Annotated in this window: 13 protein-coding genes and 1 pseudogene; 8 read left to right on the top strand and 6 right to left on the bottom strand. The window is 56.3% G+C overall.

Annotated elements, in window-relative coordinates; translation table 11 throughout:
- Positions 1-12 precede the first annotated feature (12 nt).
- From folD to ACSQ2W_RS27165, 5 genes are all read right to left on the bottom strand, one after another.
- Positions 13-939 carry a bifunctional methylenetetrahydrofolate dehydrogenase/methenyltetrahydrofolate cyclohydrolase FolD gene (gene folD / locus ACSQ2W_RS27185; protein ID WP_436089277.1) on the bottom strand — a complete coding sequence of 309 codons (927 nt, stop codon included), beginning with the start codon at positions 937-939 and terminating at the stop codon, positions 13-15.
- A 2-nt stretch (positions 940-941) separates the two neighbouring features.
- Positions 942-1,832 (bottom strand): formyltetrahydrofolate deformylase, encoded by an 891-nt coding sequence (gene purU, locus ACSQ2W_RS27180; RefSeq protein ID WP_436089276.1) that lies wholly within the window; start codon positions 1,830-1,832, stop codon positions 942-944.
- 80 nt (positions 1,833-1,912) lie between these two features.
- Positions 1,913-2,845 (bottom strand): electron transfer flavoprotein subunit alpha/FixB family protein, encoded by a 933-nt coding sequence (locus ACSQ2W_RS27175; protein WP_436089275.1) that lies wholly within the window; start codon positions 2,843-2,845, stop codon positions 1,913-1,915.
- Between the two features lie 27 nt (positions 2,846-2,872).
- Positions 2,873-3,622, bottom strand: a complete 750-nt coding sequence (locus ACSQ2W_RS27170) for an electron transfer flavoprotein subunit beta/FixA family protein (RefSeq protein WP_436089274.1) — start codon at positions 3,620-3,622, stop codon at positions 2,873-2,875.
- A gap of 123 nt (positions 3,623-3,745) precedes the next feature.
- A complete protein-coding gene (locus ACSQ2W_RS27165; protein ID WP_436089273.1) occupies positions 3,746-4,000 on the bottom strand; it encodes a hypothetical protein in 255 nt (84 codons plus the stop codon).
- A gap of 268 nt (positions 4,001-4,268) precedes the next feature.
- On the opposite strand from ACSQ2W_RS27165, the gene ACSQ2W_RS27160 reads away from it, so the two are divergent.
- The 8 genes and pseudogenes from ACSQ2W_RS27160 to ACSQ2W_RS27125 all read left to right on the top strand — a co-directional run bounded on the left by ACSQ2W_RS27160 (position 4,269) and on the right by ACSQ2W_RS27125 (position 11,878).
- On the top strand, positions 4,269-5,054 hold the full coding sequence (locus ACSQ2W_RS27160) for an acetoacetate decarboxylase family protein (RefSeq protein WP_436089272.1): 786 nt from the start codon (positions 4,269-4,271) through the stop codon (positions 5,052-5,054).
- 151 nt (positions 5,055-5,205) lie between these two features.
- A complete protein-coding gene (locus tag ACSQ2W_RS27155; protein WP_436089271.1) occupies positions 5,206-6,462 on the top strand; it encodes an MFS transporter in 1,257 nt (418 codons plus the stop codon).
- A gap of 84 nt (positions 6,463-6,546) precedes the next feature.
- Positions 6,547-8,064, top strand: coding sequence for an aldehyde dehydrogenase family protein (locus ACSQ2W_RS27150; RefSeq protein ID WP_436089270.1), 1,518 nt, complete (start codon positions 6,547-6,549; stop codon positions 8,062-8,064).
- Positions 8,065-8,124: 60 nt separating this feature from the next.
- On the top strand, positions 8,125-9,537 hold the full coding sequence (locus tag ACSQ2W_RS27145) for an APC family permease (protein WP_436089269.1): 1,413 nt from the start codon (positions 8,125-8,127) through the stop codon (positions 9,535-9,537).
- 12 nt (positions 9,538-9,549) lie between these two features.
- A complete protein-coding gene (locus ACSQ2W_RS27140) occupies positions 9,550-10,353 on the top strand; it encodes an acetoacetate decarboxylase family protein (RefSeq protein WP_436089268.1) in 804 nt (267 codons plus the stop codon).
- A 72-nt stretch (positions 10,354-10,425) separates the two neighbouring features.
- Positions 10,426-10,698, top strand: a pseudogene (locus ACSQ2W_RS27135) (SMR family transporter).
- Between the two features lie 211 nt (positions 10,699-10,909).
- Positions 10,910-11,131: a hypothetical protein gene (locus ACSQ2W_RS27130; RefSeq protein WP_436089267.1), complete on the top strand. Its 222-nt coding sequence runs from the start codon at positions 10,910-10,912 to the stop codon at positions 11,129-11,131.
- A 117-nt stretch (positions 11,132-11,248) separates the two neighbouring features.
- On the top strand, positions 11,249-11,878 hold the full coding sequence (locus ACSQ2W_RS27125) for a helix-turn-helix domain-containing protein (protein ID WP_436089266.1): 630 nt from the start codon (positions 11,249-11,251) through the stop codon (positions 11,876-11,878).
- Positions 11,879-12,039: 161 nt separating this feature from the next.
- Here ACSQ2W_RS27125 and ACSQ2W_RS27120 read toward each other — a convergent pair whose 3' ends face one another.
- On the bottom strand, positions 12,040-13,317 hold the full coding sequence (locus ACSQ2W_RS27120) for a purine-cytosine permease family protein (RefSeq protein WP_436089265.1): 1,278 nt from the start codon (positions 13,315-13,317) through the stop codon (positions 12,040-12,042).
- Positions 13,318-14,055: the final 738 nt, after the last annotated feature.

The raw sequence follows: 14,055 nt of genomic DNA, 5'->3' as shown, positions 1-14,055 counted from the left end.
GATGGAGATCGATCATGAGAGCTGTCTGCACATAGAGCTACATTCAAGAGATGGCGCGGCAATGCCCGTCGAGAAAAAGGCCGCGCGAACCGTGTTTGCCATCAGCATCGCAATCGTCATCGGTCCAACGCCGCCCGGCACAGGCGTGATCGCGCCGGCGACCTCTTTGGCCGCTCTAAAATCGACGTCGCCGACGAGCCGGGTCTTGCCCTCGCCCTCCAGCGCATTGATCCGGTTGATGCCCACGTCAATCACCGTCGCACCCGGCTTCACCCAGTCAGACTTGACCATCTGCGGACGGCCGACCGCTGCCACAAGGATGTCGGCCCGGCGGCAGACATCGGGGAGATCGCGGGTCTTCGAATGCGCCATGGTCACGGTGGCGTTAGCGGCAAGCAGAAGCAGGCCCATCGGCTTGCCGAACAAATTCGAGCGGCCGATTACAACGGCATTCAGGCCACACAGGTCATCGCCGTGAACGCGTTTGACGAGCATCATGGCACCCGCCGGTGTGCAGGAAATCAAACCGGTGGATAGGTCACCCGTCGCCATCTTGCCGGCATTGACGACATGCAACCCGTCGACGTCCTTCTCAGGCGAGATCAATCGGATCACCGGCTCGGGGTTCAGAGGCTTCGGGAGCGGAAGCTGCACAAGGATGCCATGGATGGCCGGATCGGCATTGAGCTCGACGACCAGCTTTTCGAGTTCCTGCTGGGTAGTCTCGGCCGGCAGGCTATGCTGAATGGAATTGAAGCCACACTGCTTGGCCATGCGGGTCTTGGAGTTCACGTAAGCATGGCTTGCCGGATCGTCGCCGACAATCACAACCGCCAAACCCGGCCTGATGCCGGCGGTACGCTCGAGGGCTCCTGCGGCCTCCGTCACCGCCATAACTACGAGCGCCGATACTTCCTTGCCGTCGATTAAGTGAGCCATTGTCACCCCATACGCTCGGAGGCGTAACTTCCCGGGCCGGCCGGAAAGACGACTGTGCGGTTGCCGTTGATGAACGACCGGTGATGAATGTGGGCGTGGATGGCCCGGGCAAGGACCTGGCTTTCCACATCGCGGCCAAGAGAGATGTAATCTTCAGAGGACTGAGCATGCGTGATGCGGACGATATCTTGCTCGATGATGGGCCCCTCGTCGAGGTCTGCAGTGACGTAGTGTGCCGTGGCGCCAATCAACTTAACACCCCGCTCGTATGCCTGCTTGTACGGATTAGCTCCTTTGAAGCTGGGCAAGAAAGAATGATGTATATTAATGATCCTGCCGGACATTTTTGCACAGAGCTGGTCGGACAAGACCTGCATGTAGCGCGCCAGCACGACCAGGTCGGTGCCGGTCTGCTCGACAATCTCCATCAGCTGCGCTTCCGCCTGCGACTTGTTCTGTTTCGTCACCTTGATGTGGTGGAATGGAATGTCGTGATTGACCACTACCTTCTGGTAGTCAAAATGATTGGAAACCACCCCGACGATGTCGATCGGCAGCGCTCCGATCTTCCAACGGTAGAGTAGGTCGTTGAGGCAATGCCCAAAGCGGGAGACCATCAAAAGGACTTTTGTTCGATCATCGCCGCGATGAAATTGATAATCCATTTCAAACTTTTTGGCGACATTGCCAAACTGCTCGACGAGGTCAGCTTCCTTAGCTTTGACTTCTGATATGAAGCTGATACGCATAAAGAACTTGCCCGTTTCTAGGTCATCGAATTGCGAGCTGTCGACAATATTGCATCCTTTGTCGGCCAAGAATCCGGATATCGCCGCGACGATTCCTCGCGTGCACTTGCATGAAACGGTCAATACGAATTGGTTTGTTGTCATGGGGTGCTCCATCGGGTGTGAAAACCGATACTTGGACGCTCGTCCAACGCCTGCTCGTTTGGTTCTTGTGGTAGGGCGCTTCACAGCGCTTTTTCGAGTTCCGGCAGGACATCGAAGAGGTCGCCGACGAGGCCGTAGTCGGCGACCTGGAAGATCGGCGCCTCCTCGTCCTTGTTGATGGCGACGATGACCTTACTGTCCTTCATGCCGGCGAGGTGCTGGATGGCGCCGGAGATGCCGCAGGCGATGTAGAGATCGGGGGCGACGACCTTGCCGGTCTGACCGACCTGCCAGTCGTTCGGCGCATAGCCGGCATCGACAGCGGCGCGGGACGCGCCGATAGCAGCCCCGAGCTTTTCGGCAACAGGCAGGATGACTTCCTGGAATTTCTCCGCCGAGCCGAGCGCCCGACCGCCGGAGATGACGATCTTGGCCGAGGTCAGCTCCGGGCGATCGGATGAGGACAGAGCGTCGGAGACAAAGCTGGAGAGCTTAGAAGAAAAAGCCGCCGTTGAGATCTCCTCAACGGCAGCAAGTGGGCCTTGGGAGGCCGGGGAAAAGGACGCCGTGCGCACCGTGATCACCTTCTTGGCGTCGGTGGACTGAACCGTCTGGATGGCATTGCCGGCATAGATCGGCCGCTTGAACGTGTCAGCCGAGACGACCTCGGTGATCTCCGAGATCTGGGCGATGTCGAGCAACGCGGCGACGCGCGGCAGGACGTTCTTGCCCGTCGAGGTGGCGGCGGCGAGGATGGTGTCGTAGGAACCGGCCAGCGAGACGATCAGCGCCGCCAGCGGCTCGGCGAGGTTGTTGGCAAGGCTTGCGTCATCGGCCAAGAGCACCTTGGAGACGCCGGAAAGTTTTGCCGCCTGTTCAGCCGCGGCTTGTGAGCCCGAGCCGGCGACCAGCACATGCACGTCGCCACCAATCTTGGCGGCCGCCGTCAGGGCCTTGGCGGTCTGGTCGGACAGGGTTACGTTGTCGTGGTCAGCCAGAAGAAGAATGGCCATGATGTTAGTCTCCCTTTTCCTGGACCGTTAAAGCACGCCGGCTTCGTTTTTCAGCTTGTCGACCAGTTCGGCGACGGACTTTACCTTGATGCCGGCCTTGCGACCCCCCGGCTCCTCGGTCTTCAAGACCTTGAGGCGGGCTGTCGTATCGACGCCGAAATCGGCAGGCGTCTTTTTGTCGAGCGGCTTCTTCTTCGCCTTCATGATGTTCGGCAGCGAGGCGTAGCGTGGCTCGTTGAGGCGCAGGTCGGTGGTGACCACCGCCGGCAGCTTGATCTCGATGGTCTGCAGGCCGCCGTCGACTTCGCGGGTCACCTGAGCCTTGCCGTCACCGATCTCGACCTTGGAGGCAAAGGTGCCCTGCGCCCAACCGAGCAGCGCCGACAGCATCTGGCCGGTCTGGTTACTGTCGTCGTCGATCGCCTGCTTGCCGACGATGATCAGGCCGGGCTGTTCGGCTTCCGCCACGCCCTTGATGATCTTGGCGACGGCGAGCGGCTCGACCTGATCGTCGGTCTCGACCAGGATCGCCCGGTCGGCGCCCATGGCAAGCGCCGTCCTGAGCGTCTCTTCGGCCTTGGCCGGACCGACGGAGACGACGACGACTTCCGACGCCTTGCCGGCTTCCTTCAGCCGCAAAGCCTCCTCGACCGAAATCTCGTCGAACGGGTTCATCGACATCTTCACATTGGCAAGCTCGACACCCGATCCACCCGGCTTCACCCGGATCTTCACGTTGAAGTCGACGACTCGCTTCACCGAAACCAATATTTTCATGGGAGAACCCTGCAAGAAAGAACTTTACATAGTTTCTGCAATGTTTGCGACAGAGTCAAGCTGTTTCGACAGCTACGATTCTCGAAGCCATGGTTCCGCTTCGCGACCCGGCTGGGCATAAAGTTACCCCCCCTCGCCTTCCCGTCGCTTCAGCAATTCCGAAGCAATATCCGAGCGGATGAAGAGTGTATCCGACAACCGCGGAAGGCCGCTGAAACCCTCTCTCACACGCGCAACGCTCAAATTGCTGGTAGGAATTCCGACAACCGCCGATACGTCGAGATGTACCCAAACCCGCGGCGTCGGCATGATACCGTAGTCCACGGGCGGACCGTTGCTGCTCTGGATCTTTAGCGCCATCAACAGGTGGTCGATCATTTTACGGGCACCGGAGCCAGGAGGACGCGATTAATTCGGCAAAGGAAAAAAGCCGCTGTTCGAAAAAAACGTATTGAATGTTTAAAATATTTGACATAGCGTAAGTACCGCTAAGCCACGCATCACAAGATACAAGGGAACGCGGGGCCAGCGAACTTCATGACAAGAAAGTTGGCCGTGCGCACGCCGATGAGCGGAGCGCTCCTGGGAGGCGATGCTATGCTAACATTCCGGAACGGCTCATTCGAAAGCAAAGAGGATAGCTGACATGAGCTTTGTCAAAACACCTGAACAAGTCAAAGAAATCGAAGACCTTATGGCAAGAGGTCAGTTCACTACCGAATCGGTAACGGTTGAATTCACGACGACTCCCGAGTTCGTGCGCTCGGTTTTGGCGCCCTGCTTCGAGCCTGCAGATGAACCGATTGCCTATGCGAACATATCGCGGTGGCAAAGCGCCCTTTGCGGCGAATTCGATTGCGGTATTATTTATTTGAAGTGCAAGTACGGTGAACATGTTGGCACGACCATGCTGACACTTTTCGTAAGCGGCGATTCTCCTGTCACGATCGGTCGAGAGCTCTGGGGTGAAGGCAAGAAGGAAGGCACTGCTCAGCTTTATTTCGACGGTACGCAGGCCTACGGCTATGCAGAACGAAACGGCGTTCGACTGATCGAAATCGACGCTGAGTTCGGCCCCGATCTGGGCCCCTCCAAATCAACCGGGTCACTCGATTTCGAACTCAAGGCGCAGCCCCATCCTACAGGCAGGGGCTTTCAGAGCGGCGTTACCCTAGTTTGCCTTGATATCGAGGAAGACTACCGCGCCACGCGAGAAGGAACGGCGACATTGAAGCTTGCCGGCACGAAGTTTGATCCTCTCGATACGATTCCGGTTGTGTCGGTCGGCAAGGCTTACTACGCGGAAGGAACTTCTTGCTGGACAGTTCCGTGGTTCCACGACCTGGCGAATTCGGACGCTTACAAGCCATACATCTACGGGCAGAAGTACGACGACTTCCGTCTCTTCCCGAAGGCCGCACGCTTCAAATAGCGCAAGCCAATCAACCGAACGTCTTCGTCCCATTCTTGCCGCTTGATGCGGGCGGCTTCCCTAAGTCGGAAGCCGCCGTCCATTTCGTGTGCGAACAGCACATTCAACTGGAAAGCGGTTGAGGCAGGGAGGAGCGCAGTGGAGAAACGAAATGACCACTCAACAGTTTCAATCTCAGGAAGGTCAATGGCGTGCGCTTTCACTTTGTTTTGCGGTGACGCTGGCCATCTTTATTCCCTATGTCGGATACGCCACACAGATTCCGGCGATGATGCAGGATCTAGGAATGACCTACACCATGGTCGGCACCTTGGCGTCAGCTTCGGCCCTTGCAGGCGGCATTATCGTCGCGTTCGCGGGCGTGCTTGTCGACAGATGGGGCGCGAAAAACGTGACCGTGCTCGGGCTGGTGATCAACGTCTTCGGCCAGATCGCCTTCGCTTATGCACCGACATATGAATCGATGCTACTTGCCCGTCTCCTGCAGGGAGCAGGAATACCACTGCTGTTCCTGGGGCCGTATACGCTCGCATTGCGCTGGGCCGAAAGTTCCAACCGTCTCGGCATTTTCATGGGTGCCATGTTGGCAACGGATGGCATAGGCACTGTCGCCGCTCTCTATGGATATGCCATCGTTTTGCAGGAGTATGGTTGGCGCAGTGGCTCACTCGTCGGCGCAGGCATTCTTGCTCTGGCGACGGTTTTAGCTTTTGTCTTCCTTAAGGAGCCCCCGGCCTACGCGCGATCGTCCTCGCAGAACTCGCAATCTGTTGGAGAAATTATAGGAAGCTACTTCAGCGTGGTCAGTCACAGAAACGTCCTGGTTGCCGCCCTCTTCCTGATTGGCGTTTGGGGGACCTACTCAATTGCAATCTACTGGGTCCCCACCATCCTGATGGAGGAAAACGGCTGGACTGAACAGTCCTCTGGTATTGTCGGATCGCTCTATCCTCTCGTAGGGATGATCTGCGCCGTAGGATTTGGATTGATCTCGGATCGGGTGGGACGCCGCAAGCCGCTGATCTTGATCTCGGGTCTTGGAATGGCGGCATCATTCATCGGGGCGGCTTACGCGCTTTGGTCTCAGCAATATTGGCTCCTTGCAACCATGTTGCCGATTTCCGGGCTGTTTGCCTATGGCGGCCTACCGCTGGCTTACTGCCTGGCCGCGGACTCGGTCGGCATTTCTCTCGCTGCCACCGCTAATGGTTTTATCATGGGCGTCGGTTTCATCGTCGGCGGCGTCGTCTATCCGCTCGTGCTTGGATACGTGAAAGACGCGACCTCACTTTATACCGTCGGCTTCATAGCGGCCGCCGCCTCGTTGTTGCTTTTGAATGTCATTGCGGTCCTGGCCGCGAGAGACGTCAAAACGATCACCACCGATTCCCCTCACGCGTACGCATAGACCGGCGCCCCTCTCTCTGAGAGAGGGGTCGGCTCCGCACCTAACTGCATGGATCCAGGAGGCTGGGTCCTGAAAGGAGTAAACATGTCACTTCACCAAGAGTTCGATCGTCTTTCGGGTACGCTGTTCATTGACGGGAACTATCTGAAAAGCCAGTCGACGGAGACCATCTCGGTCATCGACCCAGCCACCGAAGATCGGATCGCGGAAATTGCCGATGCGACCGAGAGCGAGGTGGAAACCACCATCGACGTCGCCAATACTGCCCGAAAGACTTGGCTGGCGATCGATCCCCGCACGCGCGCAACGATGCTGCATGAAGTTGCCGCCCGCATTCGTCGCGACAAGGCAATTTACGGCTACTTCATGACGCGAGAAGAAGGCAAGCCGTTTAAGGAGTCTGTAGACGAAGCCTCCTGGTGTGCCACCGCGATCGACTACTACGCAGAACTCGGACGGCATGAGACTGGTCGGATTGCCGGAGCCACTGTACCCGGCCACTTCCATTTCGCCGTGAGGGAACCGCTCGGAACAGTGGTAATCATCCTTCCGTTTAACTTCCCGCTCGTTCTCTTGTGCTGGGAGCTTTCTGCAGCGCTTGCGGCCGGTAACTCAGTCATCATCAAGCCGCATGAGCAGACCAGCATTACGACACTCAAGTTCATGGAAGTTTTCTCCAGTCTTCCGAAGGGACTAGTGCAGGTCGTGACAGGCGGTCCCCGCGTTGCTCAGCATCTCGTCAAAAGCAAGAAGACCCATTGTGTCGCTTACACCGGCTCAGTTCCAATCGCGCAGCAAATCATGAAGGTGTGCGCTGAAACCTTCAAGCCGGCCCTCATCGAAGCATCGGGAAATGATCCGTTCATCGTAATGCCGTCGGCGCCGCTGGACGTCGCCGTTCGTGGTGCTGCCTTCGCCGCGTATCTGAACTGTGGTCAGGTCTGCACATCCGCCGAGCGCTTCTATGTTCACGACAGCATTCACGATGAATTCGTCGAGCGCCTCGTTGCTGAGACAAAGAAGCTTCGCATCGGCAACGGGTTGGACAACGTCGATATCGGACCGATGGCAACTCATCGCCAGCGCGAGCGTTTTGAGGCTCTTCTCGCCCGCGCACGTCAGGAAGGGGCGAAATTCGCGACCGGCGGTGGCCGCCCTGCCGGCCTAAATCATGGTTGGTTTGTCGAGCCCGCCGTTCTGACCGATGTTTCACCCGATTCAGAGATTCTCAATAACGAATCCTTTGGACCTGTGGCTCCGATCTGTAGGGTCAAGAGCTTCGATGAAGCCCTGGAGCTGGCAAACCGCTCCGAGTTCGGACTTGGCGCAAATCTTTATTCGCGCGACATGAGCGAAATGATGCGGGCCGTGAACGAGATCGAGTCCGGAATTCTTTGGATCAACGCGCCGGTTCTCGACAACGACGCACTTCCCTTCGGGGGTCGAAAGCTTTCCGGAATTGGTCGTCAACTCGGCCCGGAGGGCCTCGCCCAGTTCCAGACCTCCAAGTTCGTGATGATCGACCCAGCTGCCGCACCCCAAGACTTCTGGTGGTTTCCTTACAGCGAGGAAGAGGCATACGAGCACGCCAAGGCTAAGTAATTCGCCATACACGGCCAGTCGTTACCGGCTGGCTGTGTCCGAGCAAGAGGGGATAATAAAGTGAATGGTAATTCTTCCGAACTGGCTGAAGAGCTCCGCCAAGAGACCGTAGTGCCGGCCACCGCGCGCAAGGTCGGGGTCGTAAGCGTCGTCCTGCTCGGGTTGTCCGGTCAACAGATCATTCCGTCGGCACTCATTGGCGCCGCGTACATGCCATTGGAAAGCGGGAACGGAGCCTGGTTGTCGATGCTCCTGGCGATGTGCGCGACTCTCTGCGTAATGGCCGCTGTCAATATTTTCGCGCGTCGGTACGTTGTGACGGGTTCGATGATGTCATACGTCGGCCTGGCTTTTGGCCGCCGGTTGGAAAGGCTAGTTGCTGCTTCATATCTCATCGGGTTCCTTGTCGCGTGCGCTGCTGTGACCGCGAGCACGGTCATGTTCACGAGCAGCTTCTTGCAGAGCGTTGGCTTCGAGTATGCTAACGAGAGTTGGTTCCAGGCGCTTTCAGCGATTGTAGTTGCAGCGCTAGCTGGCGGTTGCGCCTGGCGCGGACTCGACGCTTCGATTTCGCTGACTGCCTGGCTCGCTTTCCTGTCGCTCCCACTCGTTTTAGCCGCGTCCATCGCAGCGGCCGCCAATACCGGGTTAGACCTTCATTCGCAGTTCGTGCTGGCCGATACCGATTGGCACAGCGTCATGCGAGGTGCAATCGTCGGGCTCGCCTATTTTGTCGGCGTCGACGCGCTTGCTTCGCTCGCCGCGGAAACGAGAAATCCGAAGAAAAATGTCCCCATCATTTTGAACAGCGTACTGCTTATAACCGGCGTCGCATATGTCGGCATCCTATTCGTCTGCACGACAATGATGAATGCACACGTTGTCGAGTTGAACGAGGGCATTTCCCCAACAGCAATTATTGCCCGGGTTGCTGAAATGCCGTATCTCCAAAAACCGATCGATCTTCTGCTGATCGGCGCAACCTTCGCGAGCCTTGTCGCTTTCATCAACTACGGTAGCCGAGTGTTCGCGACAGCAGCGCACAACAAGTTCCTGCCGGAGATTTTCTCGAGAGTTCATCCGAAATTCGGCTCTCCGACGGGCGCGACGGTGTTGATGGCGGTGCCTGCGGCAGGCATTCCGGTCGCTCTTCAGTACCTAGCCGCATCTCCCCCCCTGCAGTCCACGGCGTACCTATCGACACTCTATTCTTTGTTCTGGGTCGGTCCCTACATCATTCTGAGCGTCGGCGCGATCAAGGAGGTGTTGAAGGAAACGAGGCGGGCGCCGCTCCAGATCGCTGTCGTTGTGGTCGGGATGTTCGTTTTCCTTTGCCTATTTATCGATAGCTTCATGTCCGGTGCCGAGGGGGTAATGCAATGGCTTCCCTACACCATGCTCGGCCTCACGCTTGCCGGATACATAGTCTTCAGTATCAACGAAGCGTTCGCCTCCCGGACACCTAAGCAGTAAAGGAACGACACTATGGGTTATGTTTGGACACCTGAGCAAATCGCGCGGTACCGCAAATACTATGACGACATCAGGACTCATCACACGTACACCTACGTCAGGTATCGGACGACAGACAGCTTTGTGAGTAGCGTTTTGCCGCCGTGCCTGACGCCTGCCGACGAGCCAACTGTTACGATAGGCTTCATGTCTTTTATGGAATGGATCGAAGGTGTATCGAACCGCGCGGGACGTGATCGCGCGATGATCATCGGCGTAAACGCAAAACATGGCGCAATCGAAGGCAGTTATTATCTTACGGTTCTCGAGACGGAAGAAGTCAACATCGTCACGGGACGTGAATTCTGGGGGATGCCTAAAAAACTCGGCACGATTAACTTCTTTGATGACGGCGAGGAGTTTCACGGCTTCGCGTCTAGAAAGGAATTAAGTCTTGTTGAGCTGACAGCTAGCCTAGGTGATCATCTACCTACAACGTCGGAAGATGAGAAAGAATATTACTTCGATCTGCGCGGCTATTTCGGCGTCAATGCATCAGACGTGACCAGGCCACAGTTGGTCGTTTTTGAGAACTCGACTGCGACCAAGCGGTTGCGAACGATCACCGATGCTAAATTGAGCCTAGGCGGATCTCCCTGGGATCCGGGCGTTTCGACTATACCCCTCAAGGGTTTCCTCGACGGGGGCCATCTCGGCGGGGAAACATCTTATATAATCAAGGATGTAGTCGAGCTCCAAAACGATGGCAACGACTACACGCCTTACCTGATGGGCCGCCTGTACGACGACTGGCCGGACGTCCGTTCACCCCGATAATCCAATTGACGCAGACCTCGATTGACCAACTTCGACGTCTGCCAGAGGTCAACTGGGCCGCCATATCCGGTTTTGTTCATCGCGATTGCAGCTGAAGTCACCGCAACCACTGCTCTCAAGTCCGCTGACGGTCACTATCGTTTTTACTTCTTGGCCATTACGCTAAGGTCGATACCCGTCAGGGTCGCATGCGCAATTTGGTCCGGTTTTGGAACTGTCGTGATCGTATGTCTTGAGTGGTTGGTCTGAGGACAACGGCTGGATGGTTAGGCGATTGCTGGCATCACCTTCATTTCAGCCGGGAAGATGATGCTTAATCTGCTTTCGAACTCTGGCAAGCACTAGTCTCAGATGCTCGAGCAGATTGGCAAAGCGCCGCAAGCACAGAAAAATGATCGTCCCGATGTCAAAACATCGGTAGGCGGCGGCTTTGCCGACATTCAACTCATGCGGAGTTTGCACAAGGCGCAGGGCGCGGTTTGCATCATCGGTGTAGAGCTATCGCCGAACTCACCGAGAATTTCGAACGATCGATACCAGGAGTGCTAAGATCATTTTGATCGAGGCGGGTACTCGCCCGCGCGCAGCCTTTGCTCCTGAGCTGTCGCAATATACCGAGGCTGCGCTGAACAACCTTAGTGTAGAGGTTCGAACCGGAAACGCGATGATCGGTGCACTAAATCGTTTTGCAGTCGCGCTCAGCTGGCTGTGGGGGTTCCTTCCGCGCCAGCACGGCGCTCGCCTGATCATGCAGAGGGAGACGTTGAAAGACGCTTGATCACCACGAAGCGAACGCACAAACTCCACAGGTGATCGATTTTTCGAACGCCGAACTTTTTTTCTGTGCCATGACCTTATATAGGAATTTCCTGGACCGATAGAAGCGGAGAATATTGTGAAGGCAACTCAGGTCGCTAAGACCCGCTCCGAGAGCGAAGAAACGACGGCGGCTAAAACGCAGCAGAAAAGCGAGGCAAATGAACTTGCGGTTGGTGCGCGATTGAAGGTGGTTCGGGAGCAGGCCGGCCTATCGCAGCGCGAGCTTGCGAAGCGTGCAAGGGTTACAAATTCCACGGTCTCCCTGATTGAGCAGGAATCACACGCTCCGTCACTGGCCTCCTTGCACAAAATTCTCAACGCGATACCGATCTCCATGGCGGACTTTTTTGCTTTACCGGTGTCTAAGCAAAACGTCCTTTGCTACGACGCCGAAGATCTCGCGGTTATATCCCGTGGTGAAGTTGATATGCGCGTGCTCGGTGGGGAACGGCGAGACAAAAAGCTTCAGATGTTCATAGAGCATTACGCGCCGGGCACGGACACGGGGGAAACAGCGATCGCTCACGACGGGGAGACCGCTGCGTTTATTTTTGAGGGAACGGTTGAATTGGAAACGAGCGAAGGCGTTCGAAAAATTGAGGCGGGTGGCGGTTTCCACCTTCTCGGCCCCGAGCCGTACAAGCTCAAGAACATTGGAAAGACGACCGCTGTTGTAGCGTGTGCGGTCACGCCGCCAATGATTTGACCTGAAGCGTCGGCCCTCACCACATCAGGTCACGGATGTCGCGATCGATGGCCGTCATTTCGCGTGATGCCCGATAATGTCGAAATCGAAACGCAGGTGGATCGGTTGAGCCACCTGCGCGCTTATTGCCCTCAAAACCGCCGCTAAATCTTCCAGCGGTCCTAGACGACAGGTTTTGCTAGGGCATCGAGGTGCCTGTCAGCGACCTCGATGATTGCGAACTCATGCTTCAAGTCGAGGTTCAGGCAAAACAGCCAGTACAGTACTGCTCCAACGGGGATCCCGACGAAGAACGCGTAGTCGACACCTCCAAAATACACAGCTACCGGTCCTTGGTAGAAGGAGAGATACATGAATGGGATCATGGCAATGAACGAAAGCGTGTAGGCCAAGATTCCGCGCCAGTTCCAGCAGCCGTAGATGCCCTTGGGATTGAAAATCTCCATTATCGAGTATTTTCCTTTGCGAACCACGAAGTAATCGACAAGGTTGACCGCTGTCCAGGGCGCCATCAGGTAGGCAAGGACGGCAAGGATCGTATAGAATGTCGTGTTTATAAAATCGGCGGGCAGCAGTACACCGACGATGGTTGCTGTCGTCCCGATCATCGCAATTGTCTTAAGGCGCAGCCCCTTGGTGGGCGACGTGGATACGACGCTGTCCATGGCGGTGATCAATGTGAGTGCGCCTCCGTAGACGCACATGCCATTGAAAATTAACAGTGCGATACCGCCCACGAAAAGAAGAACTCCGCCGAACCCCGACATGATCAGGTTGCCGGATTGCTGCAGCGCTACAGTCAAACCGTCTTTGGGGAAGAGGGCTGCAGCCACCGCGCCAACTGCCTCCATTGCGAAGACTCCCGCACCCGCGCCAATCGCCGTGTAAAGGATAATCGACCGATGGCTTGTCGTAGGCGGCATGTATCTCGAATAGTCCGAAACAAAGAAGGCCCACGAGAGCTGATAAGCTAGTGAGGCAGAAACAACCATCAAGAACGGGATGAAGTGAAAAGTACCGGTGAAGCTTAGCTGGTCGGATGGCAGGCCGACCTGATAGGTAATGCCCCAAACAAAAACCGCAAGTACCGCAATGAGGACGATCGACGTGTATCGTTGACCAACGTGCAGCCAGTTGTACCCGAAGATTGCAAAAACAATTGACAACAGCCCGAGTATGAGGCCGGACACGGTGAACGAGCCCATGCCAAGCTGTTCGGCGGTCGCACCCATGAGGTTCACGTTGAGGACGACGTATCCCCAATAGACCATCACCGCGACCAACCAGATAAAGATAGCCCCGTAGCGCCCGAACTGTGGTCGTGTCTGAACCATCTGTGGGAGTCCAAGGTGAGGTCCTTGGCTTGCATGTGCGGCAACAGGGATTGTACCCAGAACGGTACCGACGAAGAGCCCGACCAGGGTCCAAAGGAGGTTCAACCCGAAAGTGCTCAGCTGTTAAGTCTCGCGACGGGCGCCATCGGTATCTCTCCTAATCAGCCCGGTTCCCTCGATCCCTGAGTGTGTTTGCATGTCAATCTCCCCTTGCGACACGAGTGCTCACCGGCGCCCAAGCCCCTTTGCTTAGTTCCCAACTACTTGCTAGATTTGTTCTCCGTTCGCGAGCCGCCCCGTCCTGCTGCGAACCACACCAATGCTATGTCAAATTATTTCAACATTCAATATGTTTTTTCGAACAGTCCGTGGCTCGACAGCTGTCACGGACTTTTGAACCTTCTGAAGGCCTTGTGACCAAAAGAGATGGTTTCGGCCGTGAATGGATTAGCCCTGCGCGGCCCCAACATTCCAGTAAGTTTCAACAGTGCCGTCACCTAAAGACAGATCGGCGCTTTTGTGGGTAATTTAGCGCGGCTCTCTATCGCCCAAAGCAACATTTTCTTGGGTGTCGCTATCCGTAGACATGGCAACTCGCCCAGCGCTTTGTGCGGGGCGAAGCGAGCTCCGCTAGCCGGATTGTTATGAAAGTGTTTTAACACCGGCTCCTCTCCGCTGCAGATAACCTTGCTTGGTCGATGCGATCAATCCTCCGTGACGCATCCAAGCACGCTACATGATGCGAGAACATAGAACTAAATAGTGCCAGATGCGTGCCAAATCCTGCCAAGAAATACGTCGAAGAGGACAAACTTGCTGCGTTCGAAGCCGACGCAAATCGTG

The sequence above is a fragment of the Pararhizobium sp. LjRoot255 genome, assembly GCF_964252905.1.
Taxonomy (GTDB): domain Bacteria; phylum Pseudomonadota; class Alphaproteobacteria; order Rhizobiales; family Rhizobiaceae; genus Pararhizobium.
Note: the sequence above shows the minus strand (reverse complement) of the source record. Positions and strands in the feature narration are given on the sequence as shown.